This is a genomic window from Mycobacterium sp. HUMS_12744610, from assembly GCF_041206865.1.
Lineage (GTDB): Bacteria > Actinomycetota > Actinomycetes > Mycobacteriales > Mycobacteriaceae > Mycobacterium > Mycobacterium servetii.
In genome coordinates this window covers 1,378,735-1,405,246 of sequence record NZ_JBGEDP010000001.1, presented here as the reverse complement: position 1 = coordinate 1,405,246, position 26,512 = coordinate 1,378,735, and the positions used below count along the sequence as shown (strand labels likewise).

The following is a 26,512-nucleotide window of genomic DNA, read 5'->3' as shown; positions in this document are numbered from 1 at the left end:
CAACAACGCTTTCAAAAAAGCCGCGGTATCGGAGAACGCCTTCGCGCCCCACGTCCCGGCCGAACGGACGCGCGGAGGAGCCCGGCGACGCCCCGCGGTAGGGCTCGGTTGACTCCGAGAACGCAAGGCTGGTCATGCTTCGGTACCCATCTGTACGGCGCTGTGCGGCGCACCGCGCGGGGCAACGCTCCTCGGGCGCGACGACCCCGTCCCGGCGGCCCGGCGCGCCCGCACGCAGTGACGTCCGCAGGTGCGATCCAATAGATAGCTCAGCGTGATTATCAACCTGCCCAAGGCCCCGTCTCGCTCCTAACACGCCGCCCCGCGGCCGCGACCACCGCGACACTGCCATACCGATGTTGGATCTATCCGATACTTTACATACTTATTGTCGCAATAGATACCCAAGGACAGACTAACGGTCTTTGCGCGGGTGGCCGCGGCCCCGATCCGCCATGCCCGCGCTACTAGCCTGGCATCAGGTTTCGGACGACGTTCGTGCGAGGCCGACGACCGCGACGAACCGCCGAGAGTGAGCCCGTGACCCAGGACGACCCGGTAGCGCTGACCCGCGCCCTGCTCACCACACCCGCCGTGTTGAGGCATGGTTTCCTCGACGTGCTGGGCGAATCGACGCGCGCCCCGGCTCCGACATTTGCCCAGCGCGCCATGAACAGCCCCTTCGTCGCGACCGTGTACGAGCGGCTGTGGCGCCCGGTCTCCTTCTACACGGCCAGCGGCGTCACCACCGGCGCCGAGCAACGGCGCGCGGCCTCGGCTCTGCGTCTTGCCGCCGCTCGACGGCTGCTCGACGTCGCCTGCGGCCCGGGCAATTTCACCGGCCCCCTCGCCGGGCGCCTGGCCGGCGGCGGCCTGGGGGTCGGATTCGACATCTCCGAGCCGATGTTGGCCCGGGCCGTGTTGGACAACAGCACGCCGCGGACCTGCTACGTCCGCGGCGATGCCCGCGCGCTGCCGTTCGCCGACGCGACCTTCGACGCCGTGTGCTGCTTCGGCGCGCTGTACCTGATGCCGGAGCCGTATCGCGTCGCATCCGAGATGGTGCGGGTGCTAGCGCCCGGCGGCAGGATCGCGGTGCTGACCAGCTACAGCCCCGACTTCTTCCCGATCCGCCACATCCTGACCACCGGAGCCCGCCAGATCGGGCTCACCATGTTCGACCGGCACTGCTTCGTCGACCTCTTCGCGGCGGCGGGGCTGGTCGACATCGACCAACAGGCGCAGCGGGCGCTGCAGTTCGTCGCGGCGCGCAAGCCGGGGTGACCGACTCCGCGAGCGGCACAACGCCTCTCGCGGGCTTTGCCAGACTTTGACGCCGCGTGGCGCTCGCCGACCGTCGCGGACATCATTGCGCGATCGTGACCGGCAGGTGGACTGCCGGTGCAACCGCGAAGTCGCTTGCGTCACTTGGCCGCTCGGCAGGCGCTCGAGGGGCGACCCTGATCATGGTGGGCGCCGCGACGGCCCTGATCACGGCGTTGGCGTGGCCGCAATTGCGTCTGGCCGACGTGCTCAGCGCCGAGGACACCGCCAAGCTTGCGGTGATCCGGGCCACCTCGGTGCTGGCCCCGCTGCCGGCGCTCGCCCTCGAACAGCTCGCGCGGGCCGCCGCCCGTCTGGCGGTGCCCGCGGGCGCCGAGGTCATTCGCCAGGGCGACCCCGGCGACCGGTTCTACATGATCGCCGCGGGTGAGGCCGACGTGACCGTCGACGGCGGCCCGATGGGCACGCTGGGTCCCGGCGACTCGTTCGGCGAAATCGCCCTGCTCCACGACGTGCCACGCCTGTTCACCGTGACGGCGCGCCAGGATCTCGACCTGGTGGTCGTCGATCGCGCCGAGTTCCTCGGCGCCCTGTCGAACCACCCCGGCGCCGCCGGCCGACTTTGCGGGGTCACCGCCCCGCCGGTGGAGGAACGCCTGGTGGAACTGGACCGCGACGACGCGCTGGGCGGCCGGTCGGTCGCCCAGCTGCTGGCGGCACAGCAGCCCCTGACCGGAATCGGTGCCGATGAGCTCCGCGAGCTCGCCGACACCACCCGCGTGGTGACCGCCCCGGACGGCGCGATCGTCATCCGCGAGGGTGACTACGCCCAGACCTACTACCTCGTCCTCGACGGCGCCGCCCAGGTGCTCAGGGGCGAGCGGACGGTGCGCGACCTCGGCCCGGGGGACGGCTTCGGCGAGCAGGCGACCCTGCGCGACGTCCCGCGCATCGCCACCGTACGGGCCATCGGGGACACCACGCTGGTGGCCGTGGAACGCGAGGCATTTCAGCGCGCGCAGCGAGTCAAATAACGCTGTCAAACCAATTTCTGTGGAGCTAAGGGGATTCGAACCCCTGACCTACTCGATGCGAACGAGTCGCGCTACCAACTGCGCCATAGCCCCTGACCGATAGCAGGCTACCAGGCGCGGCACCAACCGCCGAACCGCGAGCACTACTGCCCGACGGCGCGCGGCAATTCCCTGGACCAGCCGTAATTCCGCGCCGGCACCGAGTAGTCAAGATGTTCGAAGATCGGGTCCTCGTCGTCGATCTCGAGCACCACCGCGCCCGGGCGCCGCAGCCGGGACGGCACCACGTCGTACTCCCGGTCGTGAGCGTTCTCCACGCCGAGCCGCGCGCGAGCCATCCGCTGCATCCGGCGCCGCCGCACCCTCTCCTCGATGCGGGTCTGGCGGCGCAGATACGCCAGGTAGAGCACCGTCACGGTGGTGGCGCTGCCACAGATCCACCAGGCGCTGGGGGTCAGCTCGAACGCCGCGGTGGCCGAACCGACCAGGACGACCGCCATCGCCATCAGCACCCGCTTGCGGAAGACGTATTTGCGGGCGCTGACCGCCGCGGCGTTCCGGGAGTCGAATCGGCGCCGCCGCGAGCCCGGTGCGACCGACGGGCGCGGGGTTTCGTCCTCGTCGTCGCCGGCGTCGGCCTCGGGTTCGAGGCCGGAGGAGTCCTCGACATAGTCGTAGCGGTCCTCCTCGTCGCGCACCGCTTCGTCGTCGTCGGACGCATCGGCGCCGGCGTCGGTCCCCTCCGGCGCGCCGTCCGAGCCCACGGCGACGGGCGCCGGTTCCGTCGCCGCGGCGCTTGCTCCCGCGGGCAGGGCCCCGGAGTCCTCGATGACGTCGACGTCGAGATAGTCGGGCTCGGCGGACCCGGTGGTGGCGACCTGGACGACGACCGGCCGGGCGCGCTGCAGCTCGTCGGTCTCGGGGTCCTGGTCGGCGTCCGGGTTGCGGTGTAGGTCCTGGTCAGCACCCATGAACTCGTCGTCGGCCGGCTCTTGCTCCGGCTTCCAGTCGGGATCGCTGCGGTGGCCCGCGGCGGGGCCGCCGCGCTTGAGCAGCCGGGAACCGGCGTCGCCGTTGAGCACCCGCGTCGCCAGGGCCACGTCGCTGGTGCGGCGCACCGCGTCGCGTTTGCTGATCAGCATCGGAACCAGGACGAACAGCCACAGCACCACGAGCGAGATCCACAACAACGACTGCGGGATGCTTGGCATGATGACCTGCTCTCTTCGTTCCCATCCCCGCGAGGCCGGTCGGTGGCCAGCGCGGCCGGGTCAAGTGACCAGCACAATTACACACCTGTAATTTCGCTCTCACAAGCACCAAACGTCACTCGTGTCGCGCCAGTCACAGCGCGTGTCGGCAGTCGGGTTGCTGGCGGCGCGGGCCGCCGCCCGGTCACACCCAGCTGGCGCGGCCGGCGCGGACCAGGGCCGAGGCCACCGAGCCGTACACCTCTTCGACGGTGATGGCCATCAGCAGGTGGTCTCGCCACGCCTTGTCGACCTCGAGGTATCGGAGCAGCAGGCCCTCTTCCCGGAACCCAGCCTTCGCCAACACCGCACGGCTGGCGGCGTTCTCGGGTCGCACCGTGGCCTCGACGCGATGCAGCATCCGGACCGAAGCAATGGTCGAGTCCCAGCGCCAGCGCCGCGGTCGCCACTCCCCCGCCGGTCGCCGACCGGCACACCCAGTAGCCGATCCACGCCGACCGCAGGGCCCCGTGCACGACGTTGCCGATGGTCAGCTGACCGCAGAACCGCCCGTCCAACTCGATGACGTAGGGCAGCATGCGGCCCTTGCGGGCCTCCGCCCGCAGACCCGAACACAATGCCGGCCAGGCGGCGACGGAATGCCGGACCGCCCAATCACCCTCCGCGCTGGGCTCCCAAGGTTCCAGGTGGGCACGATCGGCCTGCCGCGCCCGACTCCACTGGGCGCCGTCCCGCGTGCGCACCGGGCGCAACCGGACCACGCCGGCGCGGACCCGCAGCGGGCCGACGTCCACGGGCCAACCCGGGTGACGGGAGTTGTAGCGCAACAGGTTCACGCGCATCGCAATCCTCAGCCGCGTTGCGCCAGGAAGGCGACGTCGACGAGCTCGCCGGTGCGGATCTGCTCGGCACCGGTGGGGACGACGACCAGGCAGTTCGCTTCGGCGAGCGTGGCCAGCAGGTGCGACGAGGCGCCGGGAGCACCGCCGAGCGCCTGCACCAGGTACTCCCCGGTGTCCTGGTCGCGCATCAGCTGACCGCGCAGGTAGCCCTTGCGCCCGGCCACCGAGGTGATCGGCGAGAGGGTGCGGGCACGCACGATCCGGCGCATCGGCTGGCGCTTGCCCAGGGACAGCCGCAGCAGCGGCCGGACCATCACCTCGAAGACCACCAGCGCGCTGACGGGGTTGGCGGGCAGCAGAAACGTCGGGACCCCCTCGCGGCCCAGCTGGCCGAAGCCCTGGACCGACCCGGGATGCATGGCGACCCGGACCACCTCCATCTCGCCGAGTTCGGACAGCGCGGTCCGCACCGCCTCGGCGGCCGCGCCGCCGACCGCGCCGGCGATGACGACGGCCTCCGAGCGATTGATCTGGCCCTCGACGATGTCGCGCAGCTCCCGGGGGTCGCCGCTGACGATGCCGACCCGGTTGACCTCGGCGCCGGCGTCGCGGCCCGCGGCCGCCAGCGCATAGGAGTTGACGTCGTACACCTGCCCGTTGCCCGGGGTGCGCGAGATGTCGACCAGCTCCCCGCCGACGGCCATCACCGACAGCCGCGGCCGCGGATGCACCAGCACCCGTTCGCGGCCGACCGCCGCCAGCAGGCCCACCTGGGCCGCACCGATGATCGTCCCGGCGCGCACGGCGACGTCACCGGGCTGGACGTCGTCGCCGGCGCGGCGCACGTAGGCACCCGAGGGCGCCCCGCGCAGAATCCGCACCTTCGACGTCCCGCCGTCGGTCCACCGCAGCGGCAGCACCGCGTCGGCCAGCGTGGGCAGCGGCGCGCCGGTGTGCACCCGGACGGCCTGGCGGGGCTGCAGCCGGCTGGGCGTGCGCGCACCGGCCTCGATGGTGCCCATCACCGGCAGGACCAGCCCGCCGCGCCGGTCCGCCTCCTCGGTGACGTCGCCCGAGATCCCGTCGAGCTCGTCACTGCCGACCTCGCCGACGCCGAGCACATCGACGCTGCGCACCGCGTAGCCGTCGATCGCGGCCTGATCGAAACCGGGCAGGGGCCGCTCGGTGACCACCTCCTCGGCGCACATCAGGCCCTGCGCCTCGGCGATGGCGACGCGTATCGGCCGCGGGGCCACCGCCGCGGCCGTTATCCGGGCCTGCTGCTCCTCCACAGAACGCACAAGCGCGCCTTTCTGCCCTCCAGCCCCGACGGGCGCGATCCCCGGTGACGCGGCTCCCGGTGCACCGGGACCGCATGGTTTCGCCGGGCTAGCGCTCGGTCAGGCCTAACCGCGCCACCAACCATCGCCGCAGATCCGGGCCATAGTCGTCGCGATCCAAAGCAAAGTCAACCGCAGCTTTGAGGTAGCCGCCGGGATTTCCCAAGTCGTGTCGAGATCCACGATGCACGACGACGTGGACGGGGTGGCCCTCCGAAATCAGCAGCGCGACCGCATCGGTCAGCTGCACCTCGCCGCCGGCCCCGCGGTCGATGCGGCGCAGCGCGTCGAAGATCGCGCGGTCCAGCACGTAGCGGCCCGCCGCGGCGTACATCGACGGGGCGTCCTCGGCCTTGGGCTTTTCGACCATGCCCTTGACCTTCAGCACGTCGGGGTTGTCCGAGCCGGCGGCCGGATCCACGTCGAAGACCCCGTAGGCACTGATCTCCTCGGGGGCCACCTCGATCGCGCACAGCACGGTGCCGCCGTAGTCGGCGCGCACCTTGGCCATCGTCTCCAGGACGCCGGTCGGCAGCACCAGGTCGTCGGGCAGCAGGACCATCACCGCGTCCTCGTCCGCGGCCAGGGTGGGCTCCACACAGCCGATGGCGTGTCCGAGGCCCAGCGGCTGGGCCTGCACGACCGATTCCACCTTGATCAGTTGTGGTGCGCGCCGAACCTTGTCGAGCATCGCCTTCTTCCCGCGCTGCTCGAGGGTGCCCTCGAGCACCAGGTCCTGCACGAAATGCGCGACGACACCGTCCTTGCCCTCGGAGGTGACGATCACCAGACGCTCGGCACCGGCGGCGGCCGCCTCCTCGGCGACCAGCTCGATGCCCGGCGTGTCGACGACGGGCAGCAGCTCCTTGGGCACCGTCTTGGTCGCCGGCAGGAAACGCGTACCCAGGCCGGCCGCTGGGACGATCGCCGTGTAAGGCACGGGAACTTCAGCTCGTGACATCGCACACAACCATAACCCGCACCGCCGATGCGAGGGGGCGTGGCGGCGGTAACGGCCGGGCTGTCATCGTGGACCCGTGGCGAGGGTAGACAAGACCGCGCTGCGCGCGCGGTTGCTGGCTGCGCGGCGCGACGTTCCCGACAACGTTCGCACCACCGAGGCCCGCATGCTGTGCGCGGCGCTGGAGCCCGTGGTGTGCGCCGGCACCGTCTGCGCGTACGTGCCGGTGGGCACCGAGCCCGGATCCGTCGCGATGCTGGACATGCTCGCCCGCCGCGCCGGGCGGGTCCTGCTGCCGGTGGCACGCACCGCCGCCGACGGCGACCCGATGCCGTTGCAGTGGGGCGAGTACCGGCCCGACGCGCTGGCCGCCGGGCCCTGGGGGCTGCGCGAGCCCCTCCCACCCCGGCTACCGGCCTCCGCGCTGGCCGAGGCCGCGCTGGTGATCGTCCCGGCGCTCGCGGTCGACCGCCGGGGCGTGCGGCTGGGCCGAGGCGCCGGGTTCTACGACCGCTCGCTGCCGGCCCGTGACCCGCGGGCGCGCCTGATCGCCGTGGTGCGCGACGACGAGCTCCTCGACGAGCTGCCCGCCGAGCCGCACGACGTCGCGATGACGCACGCGCTCACGCCACGGCGCGGGGTGATCGCCCTGGCGGCCGGCACCGGGGAATGAAGCAGGCCACGTGGCGGTTCTAGCACTTGAAACGCTAGAGTGCTAACAGGCTCTATCCACCCTGTAAGCCCCCGACCCGGAGGTTCACGTGCCGACCTACACCTATGAGTGCACGGAGTGCGGCGACCGCTTCGACATCACGCAGGCCTTCACCGACGACGCGCTGACCACCTGCGAGAAGTGCTCCGGTCGGCTGCGCAAGCGGTTCAACTCGGTGGGCATCGTGTTCAAGGGCAGCGGCTTCTACCGCACCGACAGCCGCGAGTCGGGCAAGGCCAAGACCGGCGGGGCCAACGGATCCAGCGGCACCAACGGCTCCACCGCCCCATCGGGCGCTTCGGGTGGCGGCTCGTCGGAGAGCTCGGGCTCGAGCGAGAAGTCCGCGTCCGGATCCGCCGAGAAATCGGCCGGCACCAGTTCCAGCTCCACCCCGTCCCCGGCGGCGGCGTCGAGCTAGCTCAGCAGTTATCCACAACCCCGCCCGCGGCCGGCGCCCCCGGCGCCTACCGTGGCGGCGTGGCGGGAGCTTCGCTCAACCCTTCGTTGTGGCGCCGACTGACGGCGTCGTCGCGCCCGGACTGGACCCGCACCGTGCGGGCCCGGCGGGTGGCCGCGGGCGGGCTCGTCGTGCTCGCCGGGATCGCGATGCTGCGGCCGGGCCCGGACGGCGATCACGCCGAGGTCGTCGTCGCCGCGCATGACCTCACCCCCGGCACCGCGCTGAGCGCCGACGATGTCCGACTCGAAACTCGTTCGCGTGCAACCATTCCCGACGGTTCAGCTGCCGACCTGGGCGCCGTGGTCGGTGCGACGCTGGCGGGCCCGGCCCGCCGCGGTGAAGTGCTCACCGACGTCCGGTTGCTCGGCAGCCGGCTCGCCGAGTCGACTGCCGGCCCCGGTGCGCGGATCGTGCCGCTGCGCCTGGCCGACGGGGCCCTCCTCGACCTCGTCCGCGTCGGCGACGTCGTCGACGTGCTCGCCGCGCCGGCCACCGATTCGCCGGCGACCGGTCAGCCGGCCGGCAAGGTGGTGGCCACCGACGCCGTCGTGGTCCTCGTGTCGGCCGGTCGAAAAGCCCAGGCCACCGAGGGCGACCGCGTAGTGTTGGTGGCGCTGCCGGCTCGCGTGGCGAACGCGGTGGCGGGTTCGACGCTGGGTCAGGCGGTAACCCTGACCCTGCACTGAGTGCCCGGCCACGACTCGGGGCGTGACCCGCAGCAAACTCTGCCCAGTCCCAGAAAGGACACCTCGATGCTCAAAGGGTTCAAGGAGTTTCTCTCCCGGGGCAACATCATCGACCTGTCTACCGCGGTGGTCATCGGTACCGCGTTCACCGCGCTGGTCACGCAGTTCACCGACAACGTCATCAAGCCGCTGATCAACCGCATCGGCGTCAACCAGCAGTCGAACGTCGGCATCCTGCGGATCGGCATCGGTGGCGGCCAGGCCATCGACCTCAACAACGTCTTGTCGGCCGCGATCAACTTCGTCATCATCGCGGCGGTGGTGTACTTCCTGGTGGTGCTGCCGTACACGACGCTGCGCAAACGTGGTGAAGTCGAGGTGGCCGAAGACGCGCAGGTCGTCCTGCTCAAAGAGATCCGCGACCTACTGGCCCAGACCAACGGCGACTCATCCGGCAAGCGCGTCGGTGCAGTGGACAAGACGCCGCCCCCGAGCCACGGACCGCGCGCGGACGCCGAATCGCACTGAGCTGCGGCTGCGCGGGGTCAGATCTCCAGGCTCGACAGCTGCCCGATGATCTGGGCGGCGAGCGGATTCAACGTCGCCATCCCGTCGCGCACCGCGTACCGGGAACCGGCGAGGTTGACCACCAGGGTGCTTCCCGACACCCCAGCCAGACCGCGGGACAACCCCGCGTCGATGATCCCCGCGGACAGGCCCGAAGCCCGGATCGCCTCGGCGATGCCGAGGATCTCCCGGTCGAGAATCTCGCGGGTGGCCTCCGGTGCGACATCGCGCGGCGTGACGCCGGTGCCACCGACGGAGACCACCAGATCCACCCCGCCGATCACCGCGGTGTTGAGCGCATTGCGAATCTCGACCTCGTCGGCCTCGACCGCCACCACTCCGTCCACGACGAACCCCGCCTCGGTCAACAACTCGGTGACCAACGGCCCGCTGTGGTCCTCGTCGCCGTGCGCGGTGCGGTCATCGACCACCACCACCAGCGCCCGGCCCACCACCAATTGCGCACCCGTCTCCATGGGAGCAACCGTATATCCGAGCTCCGACAACGCCCCTGCCGAGGGCTCCTCGACCCGCATCACTGATCCGCCTTGCCGAGGGTGACCTGGACGGTCCGGCTGCCGCCGCCGGCGGGATCCTCGAAGGTCAGCGTGATCTTGTCGCCCGGCGCTTTGGAACGCACGGCGGCGACCAGCGCGTCGGCGCTGTTGATCGGCCGGTCGTCGACTTTGGTGACGACGACGCCCTTGGGCAGGCCGGCGCTCGCGGCAGCACCGCCCTGCACGACCTCGACGACCTTGGCGCCGGGAGAGCCCTTGTCGTTGGTCACCTGCACACCCAGCGACGCGTGCGACGCCTTGCCGCTGCTGATCAGCTCGTCGGCGATGCGCTTGGCCTGGTCCACCGGGATGGCGAAGCCGAGCCCGATCGACCCGCTCTGGGCATCCGGCGAGTCGGCGCCGAGGGTGGCGATCGCCGAGTTCACCCCCACCAGCTGGCCGCTCATGTTGACCAGGGCGCCGCCCGAGTTACCCGGGTTGATCGCCGCGTCGGTCTGGATCGCGTCCAGCACGGTGTTCTGGTTGCCCGCCTCGCCGGTCGTGGATACCGGCCGGTTCAGGGCGCTGACGATGCCCGTCGTCACGGTGCCGGACAGGCCCAGCGGGGATCCGATCGCCACCACCGGCTGGCCGACGCGCAGGTCCGACGAGGAGCCCAGCGAGATCGGAGTGAGCCCGGAGACGCCCTGCACGCGGATCACGGCGATGTCGCTGGTCGGATCCGTGCCCACCACCGTGAAGGGCGCGGTGCGCCCGTCGGAGAACGTCACCGTCGTCTTCGGTGCCGGATTGACGGGTCCGGCCGGCGGCTTGCCCGGGCCCGGGCCCGCGGCGGCCGCGACCACGTGGTTGTTGGTCAGGATCAGCCCGTCGGAGGACAGGATGATGCCGGAGCCCTCCTCGGATTGGCGGCCCAGGTCGGTCTCGAGCATGACGACGCTGGGCACCACCTTGGCGGCGACCTGTTCGACGCTGTCTGCCGGCATGTTGGCCGCCGGGACGCTGGAAGCGGCCCCGATGACGCGGCCGCCGTGCCCGCCGGTCGAGTGCGCGCCCAGCTCGACGACCGTGGCCGCGGCACCACCGATGCCGGCCGACACCACCGCGATGGCCAGCGCGCCGGCGGCCAGCAGGCCCCCACGGGAGCGCTTCTGGCGTACCGGAGGGGGGCCCATCGGGGGCAGCATCCCGGGCATCGGCCCCGCCCCGGTGCCGCCGGGCACGGCGCCCGGCCCGCCGCCACCGAACGGATCGTGGGGCCGACGGTACTGTGCCGTCGGCGAGGGCTGGGACTGCGGGTAACGCCAGTCGTACTGCTGGTTGTAGGGGTGCTGCTGCCCCTGCGCGTACGCGGGGCCTCCGGGCTGGTTGGGCGCGGTGCGGTAGCCCGGCTGCTGCTGCGGCGGTGGCGAATACCTCGGGTGATTCGTCATGTCGCTAAGTTCGCTCTTCCTGTAAATGTCGGCTGGTGTGGGCACGACTCGACCTGAATTCCAACAGTAACTGCACAACTACCTTGCGCGCGCGGACTGAGAGTCCACTGAGATAACGTTCGCCGATTCCCCAGAGTTCGCCGTGTTTCCCGGCGCGGGCGCGCCCGGCACGGAGTGAGCCCCGGGATCGTCGGGGCCGAAGTCCGCGGCGGCCGCCGCGTAGGGCCCGCCCGGCATGGGCCGGCCGGGAAGCACCACATAGATCGCGGTCCCCGGGGGCTGCCCACCCGGCACGGTGTCTTCGACGCGAAGCGTCCCGCCGTGCCTGAGCACGACCTGTTTCACGATCGCCAGCCCCAGGCCCGAGCCCGGCATGGCCCGTGCGGTCGTCGACCGGTAGAAGCGCTCGAACACCAGGCGGCGCTCCTGCGGCGGAATCCCCGGGCCGTAATCCCAGACCACGAATTCGACGTGCGAGTCGTCGAGCTGCCTCATCCCGACGCCGACGCGGCCGCCCGGCGGGCTCCACTTGGCGGCATTGTCCATGAGGTTCAACGCCGCACGCGACAGCCCGGCCGAGTCACCGTAGACCTGCCACGGGGTGACCTGGACGTCGAACTGGATGTCGTTGCGCCGCCGCTTGACCCGCTCGAGGCTGCGATCCACCACCTCGGACATGTCCACCAGTTCGTGCACCACCTGGCCGGCGTCGTCGCGGGACAGGTCCACCAGATCGCCCACCAGGGTGGACAGTTCCTCGATCTGCGCGAGCACGTCGGCGCGCAGATCCACCATCTCCTGCTCGGGCAGCCGGGGCGCGCCCGGTTCCATCGAGGCCATCAGCAGCTCGACATTGGTGCGCAGCGAGGTCAGCGGCGTGCGTAATTCGTGCCCCGCGTCGGTCACCAGCCGGGCCTGCCGCTCCCGCGACTCGGCCAACGCCCGCAACATCAGGTTGAACGCCTCGGTCAGCCGGGCCAACTCGTCGCTGCCGACCACTGGGATGGGCCGCAGATCGTCGGTGCGCGCCACCCGTTCGGCCGCCGCGGTCAGCCGGGCCACCGGGCGCAACCCGGCTTTGGTCACCATGCCGCCGGCCACCGCGGCGACCACGACACCGATGCCGCCGACGATCAGCAACACCCAGCCGACCTGGTTCATCACCGCCTGCGTGGGCTTGAGGCTCTTGGAGATCAGCAGCGTGCTGCCGTTGGGCAGGTGGATGGCCAGTATCCGCTGATCGGACGCCGTGCGCCGCGACATCAACAGCTCACCGTTGATCACGGCCTTCTCCGGCGCGCCGACCGGGAGCGTCTGACCCGGCTGCTGGGCGGTGTAGATGGAGCGGCCCGGGTTAACCAGCATCGCGTTGACGTCGGAATAGGCGCTGCCCTCGATCGCCTTCCCGGGGTCGGCGCCCAGCGACCCGCTGGCGATCATCAGCTGCGCCCGGCTCTGCAGCTGATTGTCGATGTCCTTGTACAGCGCCGCCGATACCGAGGCGTAGACGGCGAAGTCCATCAACAGGACGACCATCACGCCCGTCGACATCGCCATCAGCATCACCCGCCACCGCAGGGAGAGCGAACTGGCGGGCCGCCAGGCGGTGCGACGTCGCCGGTTGAACCGGATCATCGCGGGAACAGGCTCATCAGGGCGGCGTCTCCCGCAGCACGTAACCCACGCCGCGCACCGTGTGGATCAGCCGGGGCTCGCCCTCGGCCTCGGTCTTGCGGCGCAGATACCCGACGTAAACCTCCAGCGCATTACCCGAGGTCGGGAAGTCGAAGCCCCACACCTCCTCGAGGATGCGGCTGCGGGTGAGCACGCGGCGCGGGTTGGCGATCAGCATCTCCAGCAGCGCGAACTCGGTGCGGGTCAGGCTGATCTGCCGCTGCCCGCGGGTCACCTCGCGGGTCACCGGGTCCAGGGCCAGGTCGGAGAACCGCAGGGCGACCGACTCGGCGGCATCGTCATCGTCGGGTTTGGTGCGGCGCAACAGCGCGCGCATGCGCGCCAGCAGCTCTTCGAGCGCGAACGGCTTCGGCAGGTAGTCATCGGCGCCGGCGTCCAGGCCCGCGACGCGCTCGGAGACCGAGTCGCGGGCGGTGAGCACCAGAATCGGCAGGTCGTCGCCGGTGCTGCGGAGCTGGCGGCACACCTCCAGGCCGTCCAGCCGCGGCATCATCACGTCCAGGACCAGGGCGTCGGGCCGCTCGGACGCGATCTTGTCGAGGGCCTCGACCCCGTCGTGGGCGAGCTCGACCGAATAGCCGTTGAAGGAAAGTGACCTGCGCAGCGACTCGCGCACCGCGCGGTCGTCGTCGACGACCAGTATCCGCACGGCCATCAGTCTGGCCCCGGCGCCTGAGAGCGGCCTGAGAGGCGCGCCGGGTGTCCGGCGGGATTAACGCTTGTCGAGATCGATGAGGCCGAGACGGGCCGCCTTGAGCAGGCGGCGGGGCAACTTGTGCCGCTGGCCCGCCACCGTGACGCCGACGAGCTCGGTCCGGGTGGCCTTCCACTGCGCGCGGCGGCTTCGGGTGTTGGCGCGCGACATCCTGCGCTTGGGTGTGGCCATGGTCGGGCCTTACTCCTCATTCGGGCTTCTGGTGGGCATGTCGCGGCATGGCCGGGCGGGCCGGACGAGCGACGATTGCCCTTCAGGATAGTCGCTGGCCTCGTGGGCGCCAAAATGGGCCGCGCGCGCCGGCACAGGAGCCTTGACGCGGCACCGGCCGCACCCGCTAACCTACCGGTTGGTTGGTTGTGCTCAGCGGTGAGTCGAGGAACGGAGGGCGCCCATGGCCTCGGCTTCCGGTGCTTCCGTTGCTCCCGTCCGGATCGCGAACTGCTCGGGCTTCTACGGCGACCGCCTCTCGGCGATGCGCGAGATGCTGACCGGCGGGGACGTGGACTTCATCACCGGCGACTACCTGGCCGAACTGACCATGCTCATCCTGGGTCGCGACCGCATGAAACATCCGGAGCGCGGCTACGCCAAGACCTTCCTGATCCAGCTCGAGGACTGCCTCGGCGAGGCCCGCGACCGGGATGTGCGCATCGTGGCCAACGCCGGCGGCCTCAACCCGGCCGGGCTGGCCGACGCCGTGCGCGCCCTGGCCACGCGGCTGGGCATCGACGCCCGGGTCGCCCACGTCGAGGGCGACGACCTGGCGCCGCGCGCGGGGCAACTCGGGCTCGGCTCGCCGCTGACGGCCAACGCCTACCTGGGCGCGTGGGGCATCGTCGACTGCCTCGACGCCGGGGCCGACGTCGTGGTCACCGGCCGGGTCACCGACGCCTCGGTGACGGTGGGCGCCGCGGCCGCGCACTTCGGCTGGAACCGCACCGATTACGACCGGCTCGCCGGCGCCGTGGTCGCCGGCCACGTCATCGAATGCGGCGTCCAGGCCAGCGGCGGCAACTATTCGTTCTTCACGGAGATTCCCGACCTCGGGCACGCCGGCTTCCCGCTGGCCGAGGTCCACGCCGACGGGTCCTCGGTGATCACCAAGCACCCCGGCACCGGCGGACTGGTCAGCGTCGACACCGTCACCGCGCAGTTGCTCTACGAGATCGGCGGCGCCCGCTACGCCAACCCCGACGTCACCGCCCGGATGGACAGCATCGCGTTGGCCTCCGACGGGCCCGACCGGGTGGCAATCAGCGGGGTGCGCGGCGAGCCGCCGCCGCCCACCCTCAAGGTGTCGCTGAACAGCATCGGCGGGTACCGCAACGCCATGACCTTCGTGCTGACCGGCCTGGACGTCGAGGCCAAGGCCGATCTGGTGCGCCGCCAGCTCGAGGACGCGCTCACCGTCAAGCCCGCCGAGCTGGTGTGGACCCTGGCCCGCACCGACCACGCCGACGCCGACACCGAGGAGACCGCCAGCGCCATGCTGCGCTGCGTCGTGCGCGACCCCGACCCCGCCAACGTCGGACGCCAATTCTCCTCGGCAGCCGTCGAATTGGCGCTCGCCAGCTACCCGGGATTTCACGTGACCGCCCCGCCGGGCGACGGTCAGGTCTACGGCGTGTTCACCGCCGGGTACGTCGATGCCGCCGCCGTGCCGCACGTCGCCGTACACCCCGACGGTTCCCGCACCGAAATCGGCTGCGCCACAGAAATTCTCGATCTTTCACCCGCGGACCCGCCACCGCTGCCCGAGCCGCTGCCGGCAGGCCCGACGCGCCGCGTGCCGCTGGGCCGCATCGCCGGTGCCCGCAGCGGCGACAAGGGCGGCTCGGCCAACGTCGGGGTCTGGGTGCGCACCGACGACCAATGGCGCTGGCTGGCCAACACGTTGACCGTCGAGGCGCTCGGGGAGCTGCTGCCCGAGGTGACGGAGTTCGAAGTCACCCGGCACGTGTTGCCGAACCTGCGCGCGGTGAACTTCGTCATCAACGGCATCCTGGGCCAGGGCGTCGCCTACCAGGCGCGGTTCGATCCGCAGGCCAAGGGGCTCGGAGAGTGGCTGCGCAGCCGTTACGTCGAGGTGCCGGAAGGGCTTTTATGACTCTGTGGAACACCCCTGAGCGCGACCAGCTGCGAAAGACGGTGCGCGCGTTCACCGAACGCGAGATCCTGCCGCACGCCGACGAGTGGGAGCGCGTGGGCGAACTGCCGCGCGATCTGCATCGCCGCGCCGGAGATGCCGGCCTGCTGGGCGCGGGCTTCCCCGAGGCGGTCGGCGGGGGCGGCGGGGACGGCGCCGACGCGGTGATCATCTGCGAGGAGGTGCACCAAGCCGGCGCCCCCGGTGGGGTCTTCGCCTCCCTGTTCACCTGCGGCATCGCGGTGCCGCACATGATCGCCTCCGGTGACTCGCGGCTGATCGAGGAGTTCGTCCGGCCCACGCTGGCCGGCGAGAAGATCGGCGCGCTGGCCATCACCGAGCCCGGCGGCGGCTCAGACGTCGGCCACCTGCGGACCACGGCGGTGCAGGACGGCGACCACTACGTCGTCAACGGCGCCAAGACCTACATCACCTCCGGGGTGCGCGCGGACTTCGTCGTCACCGCGGTGCGCACCGGGGGCCCCGGCGCGGCCGGGGTCTCGCTGCTGGTGGTGGAGAAGGGCACGCCGGGTTTCGAGGTCAGCCGCAAGCTGGACAAGATGGGCTGGCGGTCCTCGGACACCGCCGAGCTGTCCTACACCGACGCGCGCGTGCCCGCGGCCAACCTCGTCGGCCCCGAGAACAGTGGGTTCCTGCAGATCGCCCAGGCCTTCGTGTCCGAGCGCATCGGCCTCGCCGCCCAAGCGTATTCGAGCGCGCAACGCTGCCTGGACCTGACGGTGCAGTGGTGCCGCGACCGGGAGACGTTCGGGCGCCCGCTGATCTCGCGGCAGTCGGTGCAGAACACGCTGGCCGAGATGGCCCGGCGCATCGACGTGGCCCGCGTCTACTCGCGCAATGTGGTCGAGCGTCAGCTGGCCGGCGAGACCAACCTGATCGCCGAGGTGTGCTTCGCCAAGAACACCGCCGTCGAGGCCGGCGAATGGGTGGCGCATCAGGCCGTCCAGCTTTTCGGCGGCATGGGCTACATGGCCGAATCCGAAGTCGAACGCCAATACCGGGACATGCGCATCCTCGGCATCGGCGGCGGCACCACCGAAATCCTCACCGCACTGGCCGCCAAAACCCTGGGGTATCAATCGTGACCGTATTGCGCTCGACGCTCGACCCGCATGCCCCCGCCTACGCCGAGGCGGCGTCGGCGGCGAACGCCAGGCTCGACGAGATCGACGGCGAGCTCGCCAAAGCCCTTGCGGGCGGCGGACCCAAGTACGTCGAGCGCCACCACGACCGCGGCAAGCTCACCGCGCGCGAACGCATCGAACTGCTCGTCGACCCGGACTCACCGTTCCTGGAGCTGTGCCCGCTCGCGGCCTATGGCAGCGCCTTTCAGGTCGGCGCCAGCCTGGTCACCGGCATCGGCGCGGTCTCCGGCGTGGAATGCATGATCGTCGCCAACGATCCGACCGTCAAGGGCGGGACCAGCAACCCGTGGACGCTGCGCAAGATACTGCGGGCCAAGAAGATCGCCCTGGAAAACCGGCTTCCGGTCATCTCCCTGGTGGAGTCCGGCGGCGCGGACCTGCCCACCCAGAAGGAGGTCTTCATCCCCGGCGGGCAGATGTTCCGCGACCTCACCCGGCTTTCGGCGGCCGGAATCCCCACCATTGCACTGGTTTTCGGCAACTCCACCGCGGGCGGCGCCTATGTGCCGGGCATGTCCGACCACGTGGTGATGATCAAGGAACGTTCAAAGGTGTTCCTGGCGGGTCCGCCGCTGGTCAAGATGGCCACCGGTGAGGAGTCCGACGACGAATCCCTGGGCGGCGCCGAAATGCACGCCCGCGTCTCCGGTTTGGCCGACTATTTCGCCGTCGACGAACTCGACGCCATCCGCATCGGGCGGCGCGTCGTCGCGAGGCTGAACTGGGTCAAGCAGGGCCCCGCGCCCGGCCCGGTGACCGAGCCGCTGTTCGACACCGAGGAGCTGATCGGCATCGTGCCCCCCGATCTGCGCACCCCGTTCGACCCGCGGGAGGTGATCGCGCGCATCGTCGACGGCTCCGACTTCGACGAGTTCAAGGCGATGTACGGGTCGTCGCTGGTGACGGGCTGGGCCCGGCTGCACGGCTATCCGCTGGGCATCCTGGCCAACGCCCGCGGCATCCTGTTCAGCGAGGAGTCGCAGAAGGCCACCCAGTTCATCCAGCTGGCCAACCGCTCCGACACCCCACTGTTGTTCCTGCACAACACCACCGGCTACATGGTGGGCAGGGAATACGAAGAGGGCGGGATGATCAAGCACGGCTCGATGATGATCAACGCCGTCTCCAACTCGACCGTCCCGCACATTTCGGTGCTGATCGGCGCCTCCTACGGTGCCGGGCACTACGGCATGTGCGGCCGCGCCTACGACCCCCGGTTCCTGTTCGCCTGGCCGTCCGCCAAGGCCGCGGTGATGGGCGGGGCGCAGCTGTCGGGCGTCCTGTCGATCGTCGCCCGGGCGGCCGCCGAGGCGCGCGGGCAGCAGGTCGACGAGGCGGCCGACGCCGCGATGCGCGCCGCCGTCGAGGGGCAGATCGAGGCGGAGTCCCTGCCGCTGGTGTTGTCGGGGATGCTCTACGACGACGGGGTGATCGACCCGCGCGACACCCGCACCGTGTTGGGAATGTGCCTGTCCGCCATCGCCAACGGCCCGATCAAGGGAACGTCGAACTTCGGCGTCTTCCGGATGTGAGCCCCATGGGCATCACTCGGATACTGGTCGCCAACCGCGGGGAGATCGCCCGGCGGGTGTTCGCCACCTGCCGCAGGCTGGGCCTGGGCACCGTCGCGGTGCACACCGACCCCGACGCGGCCGCCCCCCACGTCTCCGAGGCCGACGCCCGGGTGCGGCTGGCCGACACCAACGACTATCTCAACGCCGACGCCCTGATCGCGGCCGCCCGCGCCGCCGGGGCCGACGCGGTGCATCCCGGCTACGGATTCCTCTCGGAGAACGCCGACTTCGCGGCCGCCGTCACCGCGGCGGGCCTGACCTGGATCGGGCCGCCGGTCGAGGCGGTACGGGCGATGGGCTCCAAGATCGAGTCCAAGAAGCTGATGGCCGCGGCCGGCGTTCCGGTGCTCGACGAACTCGACCCCGATTCGGTCACCGAGGCGCACCTGCCGGTGCTCGTCAAGGCCTCCGCCGGCGGGGGCGGGCGCGGCATGCGCGTGGTCCGCGAATTGTCCGCGCTGCCCGCCGAAGTCGCCGCGGCCCGCCGCGAGGCGCAGTCCGCCTTCGGCGATGCGACCGTGTTCTGCGAGCGCTACCTGCCGACCGGGCACCACGTGGAGGTGCAGGTCCTGGCCGACACCCACGGAACCGTCTGGGCCGTCGGGGAGCGGGAATGTTCGATTCAGCGCCGCCACCAGAAGATCATCGAAGAGGCCCCCTCCCCATTGGTCGAACGAACACCGGGCATGCGCGACAAGCTGTTCGACGCGGCCAGGCTGGCGGCGAGCGCGATCGGCTACACCGGCGCCGGAACGGTGGAGTTCCTGGCCGACGCCAACGGCGACTTCTACTTCCTCGAGATGAACACCCGGCTGCAGGTCGAGCACCCGGTCACCGAGGAGACCACGGGGCTGGATCTGGTCGAACTGCAGATCGCGGTCGCCGACGGGCACCCCCTCGGAGCCGAGCCCCCTGCCGCTCGAGGGTGTTCGATCGAGGCCCGCCTCTACGCCGAGGACCCGGCGCAGGGCTGGCAACCGCAGGCCGGATCGGTGCACGCCTTCGAGGTGCCGTCGGTCCGGACGCGGTTCGAGACGTTGGCATGGCGCACCGGCATCCGGCTCGACTCGGGTGTTGTCGCCGGTTCCACCGTGTCGATTCACTACGACCCGATGCTGGCCAAGGTCATCTCCTATGCCCCGACGCGCCACCGCGCGGCGCGGATACTGGCCGACGCACTGGCCCGCGCCCGCGTGCACGGCGTGCGCACCAACCGCGAGCTGCTGGTCAACGTGCTGCGACACCCGGCGTTTCTCGACGGCGCGACCGACACCGCGTTCTTCGACACCCACGGACTGCCGGAACTCGCCGCGCCGCTGGCCGGCGCCGCGGCGGTCCGGATGTCCGCGCTCGCAGCCGCGCTCGCCGACGCCGCACACAACCGCGCGGTGGCCAAAGCCTCCGGGGTGCTCGGCTCGATACCGAGCGGCTGGCGAAACCTGGCGTCGGGCTACCAGGTCAAGGCCTTCCGGGACGCCGAAGGCGGCGAGCACCGCATCGAATACCGTTACACCAGAAGCGGGTTGACGCTTCCCACCGACCCTTCGGTGCGGCTCGTCTCGGCCGCCGCGGACGAGGTGGTGCTGGCCGACGAGCACGGCGTGGCCCGCAGCTTCGCGGTCGCGCGGTACGGCGACGACGTCTACGTCGACTCGGCGCTCGGGCCCGTGCACCTGGCGGCGCTGCCCCGCTTCCCGGAGCCGGGCGCAGCCGTCGAACAGGGATCGCTCGTCGCGCCCATGCCCGGCAACGTCATCCGGCTCGGCGCCGCCGTCGGCGACACCGTCACCGCCGGCCAGCCGCTGATCTGGCTGGAGGCGATGAAGATGGAACACACCATCACCGCGCCGGCCGACGGCATCCTGGCCGAGCTCAACGTCGGCACCGGTCAGCAAGTCGAGGTAGGCGCTGTTCTGGGAGTGATCGCAAGCGCGGCGGAGCCGGGCGCGGCGGGTCACGACCATCCAAGCCCCGGAGTGATCGCAAGCGCGGCAGAGCCGGGCGCGGCGGGTCACGACCATCCAATGCCGGCGCGAGTCGACGCGCCCGAAGCAGAAGGAGATCCACGGTGACCGACACCAGCTTCATCGAGAACGAGGAACGCCGCGCCCTGCGCAAGGCGGTGGCCGAGTGGGCGTCCAACTACGGCGCCGACTACTACCTTCAAAAAGCGCGCGCACACCAGCACACGACCGAATTGTGGTCCGAGGCAGGCAAACTCGGCTTCCTCGGTGTGAACCTGCCCGAAGAGTACGGCGGTGGCGGCGCGGGCATGTACGAGCTGTCGCTGGTGATGGAGGAGATGGCGGCCGCGGGCAGCGCGCTGCTGTTGATGGTGGTCTCCCCGGCCATCAACGGCACCATCATCAGCAAGTTCGGCACCGAAGAGCAGAAGAAGCGCTGGATCCCGGGCATCGCCGACGGGACGCTGACGATGGCGTTCGCGATCACCGAGCCCGACGCCGGATCCAACTCCCACAAGATCACCACGACCGCCCGCCGCGACGGCGGCGACTGGATCCTCAAGGGCCAGAAGGTCTACATCTCCGGGATCGACCAGGCGCAGGCGGTGCTGGTGGTGGCCCGCAGCGAGGAGGCCAAGACCGGCAAGCTACGCCCGGCGCTGTTCGTGGTGCCCACCGATGCGCCCGGATTCACCTACACCGCAATCGAAATGGAACTGGTCAGCCCCGAGCGTCAGTTCCAGGTCTTCCTCGACGACGTCCGGCTACCCGCCGACGCGCTGGTCGGCGCCGAGGACGCCGCGATCGCGCAGCTGTTCGCAGGGCTCAACCCCGAACGCATCATGGGTGCGGCCAGCTCGGTGGGAATGGGCCGGTTTGCGCTGAAGAAGGCCGCCGACTACGTCACGACCCGCCAGGTGTGGGGCACGCCGATCGGCGCGCACCAGGGCCTCTCACATCCGTTGGCGCAGTGCCACATCGAGGTCGAACTCGCCAAGCTGATGATGCAGAAGGCCGCAACGCTCTACGACGCGGGCGATGACGCGGGCGCGGCCGAGGCCGCCAACATGGCCAAATACGCCGCGGCCGAGGCCGCCACCCGCTCGGTCGACCAGGCCGTGCAGTCGATGGGCGGCAACGGGCTGACCAAGGAGTACGGCGTCGCCGCCATGCTGGCCTCGGCGCGGCTGGGACGGATCGCCCCGGTCAGCCGCGAGATGGTGCTGAACTTCGTGGCGCAGACCTCGCTGGGCCTGCCCCGGTCCTACTGATGGAGACGCTGGTCGAGTACGCCGGGCCCGCCGACAGCGGCGGCCCGGTCGCCCGCCTGACGCTGAACTCGCCGCACAACCGCAACGCGCTGTCCAGTGCGCTCGTCGGCCAACTGCACCAGGGGTTGCGCGACGCAGCGGCGGACCCGGCCGTGCGGCTGGTGGTGCTCGGGCACGCCGGCGGCACATTCTGCGCCGGTGCCGACCTGAGCGAGGCCGGCGGCGCGGCCGGGCGAAGCGGGTCGCCACCAACGTCGCCATACGACATGGCCGTCGCCCGGGCCCGCGAGATGACCGCGGTGATGCGGGCCATCGTCTCCTCGCCGCTGCCGGTGATCGGCGCCATCGACGGGCACGTCCGGGCCGGTGGGTTCGGCCTCGTCGGCGCCTGCGACATCGTCGTCGCCGGCCCGCGCAGCACCTTCGCGCTGACCGAGGCCCGCATCGGTGTCGCCCCGGCGATCATCTCGCTGACGTTGCTGCCGAAGATGTCGGCGCGGGCCGCGGCCCGCTACTACCTCACCGGCACGACCTTCCACGCCGCCGAGGCGGCGGAGATCGGGCTGGTCACGATGGCCGTCGACGACGTGGACGCCGCGGTCGCGGGGCTGGTCGCCGACATCGGGCGCGGCTCCCCGCAGGGGCTTGCCGCATCGAAGGCGCTGACCACGGCGGCGGTGCTGGAGGGCTTCGACCGCGACGCCGACCGGCTCAGCGAAGAATCGGCGCGGCTGTTCGTCTCCGCGGAGGCGCGCGAGGGGATGCTGGCGTTTCTCCAGAAGCGGCAGCCCAGCTGGGCAAGTTCGCCAGACGTCTAACAAGAAGAGAGGCCCGACCCGGCCCGCGAATGCGCACAACCGTTGGGTACGTTGCAGTTTAGCCAACCCTCTTGCAGCAAAATCTGGACGTCGTAGGCTCGTGGTGATGAGCAACTCAGCGCAACGCGATGCGAAGGACACGCGTGACGTATCGTCGCGCGCGGCCGACACCGATCGCATCCAGATCGCGCAGTTGCTGGCCTACGCGGCTGAGCAGGGCCGGTTGCAGCTCAAGGACTACGAAGAACGCCTGACCAAGGCGTATGCGGCGACCACGTACGAGGAGTTGGATCAGCTGCGGGCCGACCTGCAGGGTTGCTCGACGGTCAACCCTCGCCGGGGCGGCACCCCCAACCCGGCGCCCTCCACGCTGCTGCTGGCGCTGGTGAGCGGATTCGAGCGACGCGGCCGGTGGAACGTGCCCAGGAAGCTGACCACCTTCACGTTCTGGGGCAGCGGGGTGCTGGACCTGCGCTACGCCGATTTCACCTCGACCGAGGTCGAGATCCACGCCGTGTCGATCATGGGCATGCAGAACATTTTGCTGCCGCCGGAGGTGAACGTCGAGATCCACGGCCGCGGCGTGATGGGGGGCTTCGATCGCGCCGTCGTGGGCCAGGGCACCCCCGGGGCGCCGACCGTCCACATCCGCGGCTTCTCCCTGTGGGGCGGGGTGGGCATCAAGCGCAAGGCCCGCAACCGCCGCCCCTAGCCGTCAGCGGCGCCGTCGCCGGGACCGCAGGTAGTCGCCCACCACGGCCGCGCCCAGCCCGTCCACGTCGGGCACCACGACCCGCCCCTCGACCCGCCGGGCGACCTGGTCGATGAACCGCGCCAGGCCGGGATCGCTGCCCAGCCGGAAGATCGTCACCTGCGCGCCGAGGCGGGCGATGTCGTCGAACCCGCGCACGGTGGCCGCGATGGTCCGCGGATGCGGCGGGTAATCAAAAAACACAGCAGAACCCGACCCCTCCCCGTCGAAGTTCTCCAGGTGGGCGGTCGGCTCGCCGTCGGTCACCACCAGCACGACGGGCTGCGCGTTGGGATGGCGCCGCAGGTGCCGGCCCGCCAGGGCCAGCGCGTGGTGCAGGTTCGTGCCCTGCTCGTAGACCCCCTCGAGACCCGTGAGCTCGGCGGCCGTCACCGTCCGCGCGTAGCGGCCGAAGGCGACGATCTGCAAGGCGTCCGCCCGGAACCGCGTGCACACAAGGTGATTGAGCGCCAGGGCGGTCTGCTTCATCGGCAGCCACCGGTTCTCCATCACCATCGAGAACGAGGTGTCGACCAGCAGCGCCACTGCGGCCTGGGTGCGGGCCTCGGTCTCGGACACCTCGACGTCGTCGACGGTGATCCTGATCGGGCCGTCCAGCGTCGCGGTTCCCGCCTCGCGCAGCACCGCGTTGGTCAACGTGCGCGAGATGTTCCACGGCTCGGTGTCACCGAACTGCCAGGGCCGGGTCGCGCCGGTCATCTCCCCCGCCGCGCCCGCGCGGCGCAGCTCGCGGTCACCGCGTCGACCCGAAAGTTGTTGTGCCACATCACGAAGCGCGGTCTCGCCGAGCCTGCGCATGGCTTTCGGCGAGAGCCGCCACTGGCCGTCGGACCCGCGGTCCAAAAAGCCCTGGTTGACCAGGGTGCGTTCCAGTTCGGCGAGCGTGCGGGCGTCGATGGCGGCCTGGTCCCCGAGCTGGCGCGCCAGCGCGTCGAGATCGACGTCGTCCATCGTGGCACCCGGGTAGCTCTGCGACAGCTGCTCGGCCAGTTGCTCGAGTTCGGCGATGTCGGCCATCGCCTGGGCGCCTTCTCCCATGCCGAAGGGATTGTCCCCGGAGAACTCCTCGGACCCTCTCCAGTCCTCACCCGGGCGCGCCGCCTGCAGATGGGCGTCGAGCCGATCCAGGGCCTGCATCAGCGCCGGGGAGCCGAATGCCTGCTGCGCCAACGCGTCCAGTTCGGCGCGCTGATCCGGGCTCAGGCTGTTGCGGAAGCGCTGCGCGGCGGCCGCGCGCTTGGCCAGCGAGTCCAGCAGCTCGTCGACGTTGCGCGGGTTCTCCGGGAAGAACTCGCCGTGCTTGGCCATGAAGTCCTGGAAGTCCTGCGGCGTGTCCTGGCCGCGGGCGTGCTTGTCGAGCAGCCCGTTGAGGTCGTCCAGCATCTCCTTGACCCGCTGGCGGTCCTCGTCGGTGGCGCCCTCGAGCGCCTGCTTCATGCCGGCGAAACGCTGGTCGAGCATCTCACGGCCCAGCAGATCCTTGATCTGGTCGTACTTTTCGCGGGCTTCGTCGCTGCGCCAGTTGTAGTCGGAGAGCTCCTGGACGGCCTTGGCCGGCGACGACGGCAGCGCGTCCAGCTGCAGTTCGCCGAAACGTGCGTCGTCGTCGAGTGCGCGCGCCAGCGCCTTGCGCTCGGCCAGCACGGCCTCGTCGAGCAGCTCCTTGATCTGCTGCAGGGTTCCGTCCAAGTTGTTGCGGCGCAACAACTCCCGCCGACGCTTGTTCGCCTCGGCGGCCAGCCGGTCGGCGCCGGGCATGTTCTTGGTGCCGCGGCGCAGCAGTTCGGACAGCGCGCGGCGCGGCGAGGTCCCGGCCATGACGTCCGCACCGATCTGCTCGAGGGCCTCGCGCAGATCCACCGGCGGAGCCAGGGGGTCGGGCCCCCCGGTGTACGCCGAGTAGCGAAGCGAGTGCCCCCTGATCGGTTCAGCCATAGACGGTTTGGCCCTCTCCGGAGGCCTTGTCGATGCGCTTGGCCAGATACAGCGCCTCCAGCGCCAACTCCAGCGCCGCGGCACGCTCGCCCTCGGATTCGGCGCCGAGCTTGGCCGCGATCTTGTCCACGACGGGCAGCCCCGGCACGGCGGCCAGCACGTCTTTGGCCGACACCCGCTCGCCCGTCGTCACCGCCGAACCCGCCTCGACGGCGGCCACCAGGGAGCCGACGTCGATGCCGCCCAGCACCCGCGACGCGGTGTCGGCGGTCGCGCGGCGCAGCAGGTGCTCGAGCACGGCCTGTTCGCGGCCCTCCTCACCGGACTCGAATTCCAGCTTGCCGCGCAGCACGTCGATGATCGTGCCCAGGTCGACCACGCGCGCCACCGGCTCGGTCTCCCCCAGCACCGCACCGCGATGACGGGCGGCGGCCGCCACGGTCTCGGCCGCCGCGATCGCGAACCGCGCCGAGACGCCGGACCGCTGGTCGACCGAGTTGGACTCCCGCAGGTAGCGGGCGAAGCGGGCGATCACCTGCATCAGGTAGTCGGGCACCTGCGCGCTCAGGTGCGCCTCCTGGGCGATCACGCCGATCTCGGCGTCGAGCTCACGCGGATAGTGGGTGCGGATCTCGGCGCCGAACCGGTCTTTGAGCGGGGTGATGATGCGCCCGCGGTTGGTGTAGTCCTCCGGGTTGGCGCTGGCCACCACCAGCACGTCCAGCGGCAGACGCAGCGTGTAGCCGCGTACCTGGATGTCGCGCTCCTCCATGACGTTGAGCATCGAGACCTGGATGCGCTCGGCCAGGTCGGGAAGTTCGTTGACCGCCACGATGCCGCGGTGCGCCCGCGGGATGAGGCCGTAGGCGATGGTCTCGGGGTCCCCGAGGCTGCGACCCTCGGCGACCTTGATCGGGTCGATGTCGCCGACCAGGTCGGCGACGCTGGTGTCGGGGGTGGCCAGTTTCTCGGTGTAGCGCTCGCTGCGGTGCTTCCACTCGATCGGCAGGGCGTCGCCCAACTCGGCGGCACGCCGGATGGATCCCGGCGTGATCGGTGTGTAGGGGTGCTCACTGAGTTCGGACCCGGCGATCACCGGCGTCCACTCGTCGAGCAGGCCGACCAGCGCCCGCAGCAGCCGTGTCTTGCCCTGGCCGCGCTCACCGAGCAGGACGATGTCGTGGCCGGCGATCAGCGCCCGCTCCAACTGCGGTAACACGGTGTCCTCGAAGCCCAGGATCCCGGGCCAGATCTCATCCACGTCGGGGCCGGCGGCAAGCGCGGTCAGCAAATTCTCCCGGATTTCTTGCTTGACGCCCCGTTCGGTGCCCGGCGGCACGCAATTCGCCGACCGTGCGGGGCAGGTTGCTCGGTGAAGTCACGACTCCACGCTACGACGCGCGGC

General features: G+C 70.8%; 22 protein-coding genes, 1 tRNA gene and 2 pseudogenes. 13 read left to right on the top strand and 12 right to left on the bottom strand.

The annotated features are described in order from the left end of the window. Window positions 1-540: 540 nt before the first annotated feature. Complete coding sequence (locus AB8998_RS07085) at window positions 541-1,284, top strand: class I SAM-dependent methyltransferase (RefSeq protein WP_369737212.1); 744 nt, start codon at window positions 541-543, stop codon at window positions 1,282-1,284. Window positions 1,285-1,469: 185 nt separating this feature from the next. Next, entirely contained in the window at window positions 1,470-2,318 is an 849-nt protein-coding gene (locus AB8998_RS07080; RefSeq protein ID WP_369737211.1) for a cyclic nucleotide-binding domain-containing protein, read from the top strand. A 20-nt stretch (window positions 2,319-2,338) separates the two neighbouring features. On the opposite strand, the gene AB8998_RS07075 is transcribed toward AB8998_RS07080, so the two are convergent. The 5 genes and pseudogenes from AB8998_RS07075 to AB8998_RS07055 form a co-directional block, all read right to left on the bottom strand. Beyond that, window positions 2,339-2,411: transfer RNA gene (locus AB8998_RS07075), tRNA-Ala, on the bottom strand. 50 nt (window positions 2,412-2,461) lie between these two features. Beyond that, window positions 2,462-3,529: a divisome protein SepX/GlpR gene (gene sepX / locus AB8998_RS07070; RefSeq protein WP_369737210.1), complete on the bottom strand. Its 1,068-nt coding sequence runs from the start codon at window positions 3,527-3,529 to the stop codon at window positions 2,462-2,464. Between the two features lie 184 nt (window positions 3,530-3,713). Continuing rightward, window positions 3,714-4,365 (bottom strand): annotated as a pseudogene (locus AB8998_RS07065) (GNAT family N-acetyltransferase). A 14-nt stretch (window positions 4,366-4,379) separates the two neighbouring features. Continuing rightward, window positions 4,380-5,672 carry a molybdotransferase-like divisome protein Glp gene (glp, locus tag AB8998_RS07060; RefSeq protein WP_369737209.1) on the bottom strand — a complete coding sequence of 431 codons (1,293 nt, stop codon included), beginning with the start codon at window positions 5,670-5,672 and terminating at the stop codon, window positions 4,380-4,382. An 88-nt stretch (window positions 5,673-5,760) separates the two neighbouring features. After that, the gene (locus tag AB8998_RS07055) at window positions 5,761-6,672 is read right to left on the bottom strand and encodes a UTP--glucose-1-phosphate uridylyltransferase (protein ID WP_369737207.1); all 912 of its coding nucleotides are present in this window, start codon (window positions 6,670-6,672) and stop codon (window positions 5,761-5,763) included. A 76-nt stretch (window positions 6,673-6,748) separates the two neighbouring features. Between AB8998_RS07055 and AB8998_RS07050 the strand changes: the two genes are divergently transcribed. The 4 genes from AB8998_RS07050 (at window position 6,749) to mscL (ending at window position 9,058) form a co-directional block, all read left to right on the top strand. Then, window positions 6,749-7,345: a 5-formyltetrahydrofolate cyclo-ligase gene (locus AB8998_RS07050; RefSeq protein ID WP_369737206.1), complete on the top strand. Its 597-nt coding sequence runs from the start codon at window positions 6,749-6,751 to the stop codon at window positions 7,343-7,345. Window positions 7,346-7,433: 88 nt separating this feature from the next. Next, complete coding sequence (locus tag AB8998_RS07045; RefSeq protein ID WP_369737205.1) at window positions 7,434-7,802, top strand: FmdB family zinc ribbon protein; 369 nt, start codon at window positions 7,434-7,436, stop codon at window positions 7,800-7,802. Between the two features lie 59 nt (window positions 7,803-7,861). Further along, window positions 7,862-8,530, top strand: a complete 669-nt coding sequence (locus tag AB8998_RS07040) for an SAF domain-containing protein (RefSeq protein WP_369737204.1) — start codon at window positions 7,862-7,864, stop codon at window positions 8,528-8,530. Between the two features lie 66 nt (window positions 8,531-8,596). Then, the gene (gene mscL, locus AB8998_RS07035) at window positions 8,597-9,058 is read left to right on the top strand and encodes a large-conductance mechanosensitive channel protein MscL (protein WP_369737203.1); all 462 of its coding nucleotides are present in this window, start codon (window positions 8,597-8,599) and stop codon (window positions 9,056-9,058) included. Between the two features lie 17 nt (window positions 9,059-9,075). Here mscL and AB8998_RS07030 read toward each other — a convergent pair whose 3' ends face one another. The 5 genes from AB8998_RS07030 to rpmF form a co-directional block, all read right to left on the bottom strand. Then, window positions 9,076-9,633 (bottom strand): MogA/MoaB family molybdenum cofactor biosynthesis protein, encoded by a 558-nt coding sequence (locus AB8998_RS07030; protein WP_369737202.1) that lies wholly within the window; start codon window positions 9,631-9,633, stop codon window positions 9,076-9,078. After that, a complete protein-coding gene (locus AB8998_RS07025; protein WP_369737201.1) occupies window positions 9,633-11,048 on the bottom strand; it encodes a S1C family serine protease in 1,416 nt (471 codons plus the stop codon). The genes AB8998_RS07030 and AB8998_RS07025 overlap by 1 nt, the downstream gene beginning before the upstream one ends. A 78-nt stretch (window positions 11,049-11,126) precedes the next feature. Next, window positions 11,127-12,683, bottom strand: a complete 1,557-nt coding sequence (locus AB8998_RS07020) for a HAMP domain-containing sensor histidine kinase (protein WP_369737200.1) — start codon at window positions 12,681-12,683, stop codon at window positions 11,127-11,129. Window positions 12,684-12,699: 16 nt separating this feature from the next. Further along, window positions 12,700-13,392 (bottom strand): two-component system response regulator MprA, encoded by a 693-nt coding sequence (gene mprA, locus AB8998_RS07015; RefSeq protein ID WP_369737199.1) that lies wholly within the window; start codon window positions 13,390-13,392, stop codon window positions 12,700-12,702. 63 nt (window positions 13,393-13,455) lie between these two features. Continuing rightward, entirely contained in the window at window positions 13,456-13,629 is a 174-nt protein-coding gene (gene rpmF, locus AB8998_RS07010; protein ID WP_369737198.1) for a 50S ribosomal protein L32, read from the bottom strand. A 223-nt stretch (window positions 13,630-13,852) separates the two neighbouring features. On the opposite strand from rpmF, the gene AB8998_RS07005 reads away from it, so the two are divergent. The 7 genes from AB8998_RS07005 (at window position 13,853) to AB8998_RS06975 (ending at window position 23,112) form a co-directional block, all read left to right on the top strand. Beyond that, on the top strand, window positions 13,853-15,568 hold the full coding sequence (locus AB8998_RS07005) for an acyclic terpene utilization AtuA family protein (protein WP_369737197.1): 1,716 nt from the start codon (window positions 13,853-13,855) through the stop codon (window positions 15,566-15,568). After that, window positions 15,565-16,713 (top strand): acyl-CoA dehydrogenase family protein, encoded by a 1,149-nt coding sequence (locus tag AB8998_RS07000; RefSeq protein ID WP_369737196.1) that lies wholly within the window; start codon window positions 15,565-15,567, stop codon window positions 16,711-16,713. Before AB8998_RS07005 ends, AB8998_RS07000 begins: the two co-directional genes overlap by 4 nt. Next, window positions 16,710-18,305, top strand: a complete 1,596-nt coding sequence (locus AB8998_RS06995) for an acyl-CoA carboxylase subunit beta (RefSeq protein ID WP_369737195.1) — start codon at window positions 16,710-16,712, stop codon at window positions 18,303-18,305. Before AB8998_RS07000 ends, AB8998_RS06995 begins: the two co-directional genes overlap by 4 nt. A 5-nt stretch (window positions 18,306-18,310) precedes the next feature. Continuing rightward, window positions 18,311-20,419, top strand: coding sequence for an ATP-binding protein (locus AB8998_RS06990; protein ID WP_369737194.1), 2,109 nt, complete (start codon window positions 18,311-18,313; stop codon window positions 20,417-20,419). Further along, window positions 20,416-21,582 (top strand): acyl-CoA dehydrogenase family protein, encoded by a 1,167-nt coding sequence (locus AB8998_RS06985; RefSeq protein WP_369737193.1) that lies wholly within the window; start codon window positions 20,416-20,418, stop codon window positions 21,580-21,582. Before AB8998_RS06990 ends, AB8998_RS06985 begins: the two co-directional genes overlap by 4 nt. After that, window positions 21,582-22,400 carry an enoyl-CoA hydratase family protein gene (locus AB8998_RS06980; protein ID WP_369737192.1) on the top strand — a complete coding sequence of 273 codons (819 nt, stop codon included), beginning with the start codon at window positions 21,582-21,584 and terminating at the stop codon, window positions 22,398-22,400. Before AB8998_RS06985 ends, AB8998_RS06980 begins: the two co-directional genes overlap by 1 nt. A gap of 106 nt (window positions 22,401-22,506) precedes the next feature. Continuing rightward, window positions 22,507-23,112 carry a DUF1707 SHOCT-like domain-containing protein gene (locus tag AB8998_RS06975; protein ID WP_369737190.1) on the top strand — a complete coding sequence of 202 codons (606 nt, stop codon included), beginning with the start codon at window positions 22,507-22,509 and terminating at the stop codon, window positions 23,110-23,112. Between the two features lie 3 nt (window positions 23,113-23,115). Here AB8998_RS06975 and AB8998_RS06970 read toward each other — a convergent pair whose 3' ends face one another. Both AB8998_RS06970 and AB8998_RS06965 read right to left on the bottom strand, forming a co-directional pair. After that, on the bottom strand, window positions 23,116-25,107 hold the full coding sequence (locus tag AB8998_RS06970; RefSeq protein ID WP_369737189.1) for a vWA domain-containing protein: 1,992 nt from the start codon (window positions 25,105-25,107) through the stop codon (window positions 23,116-23,118). Beyond that, window positions 25,100-26,489, bottom strand: a pseudogene (locus tag AB8998_RS06965) (sigma 54-interacting transcriptional regulator). Before AB8998_RS06965 ends, AB8998_RS06970 begins: the two are co-directional and overlap by 8 nt. Window positions 26,490-26,512: the final 23 nt, after the last annotated feature.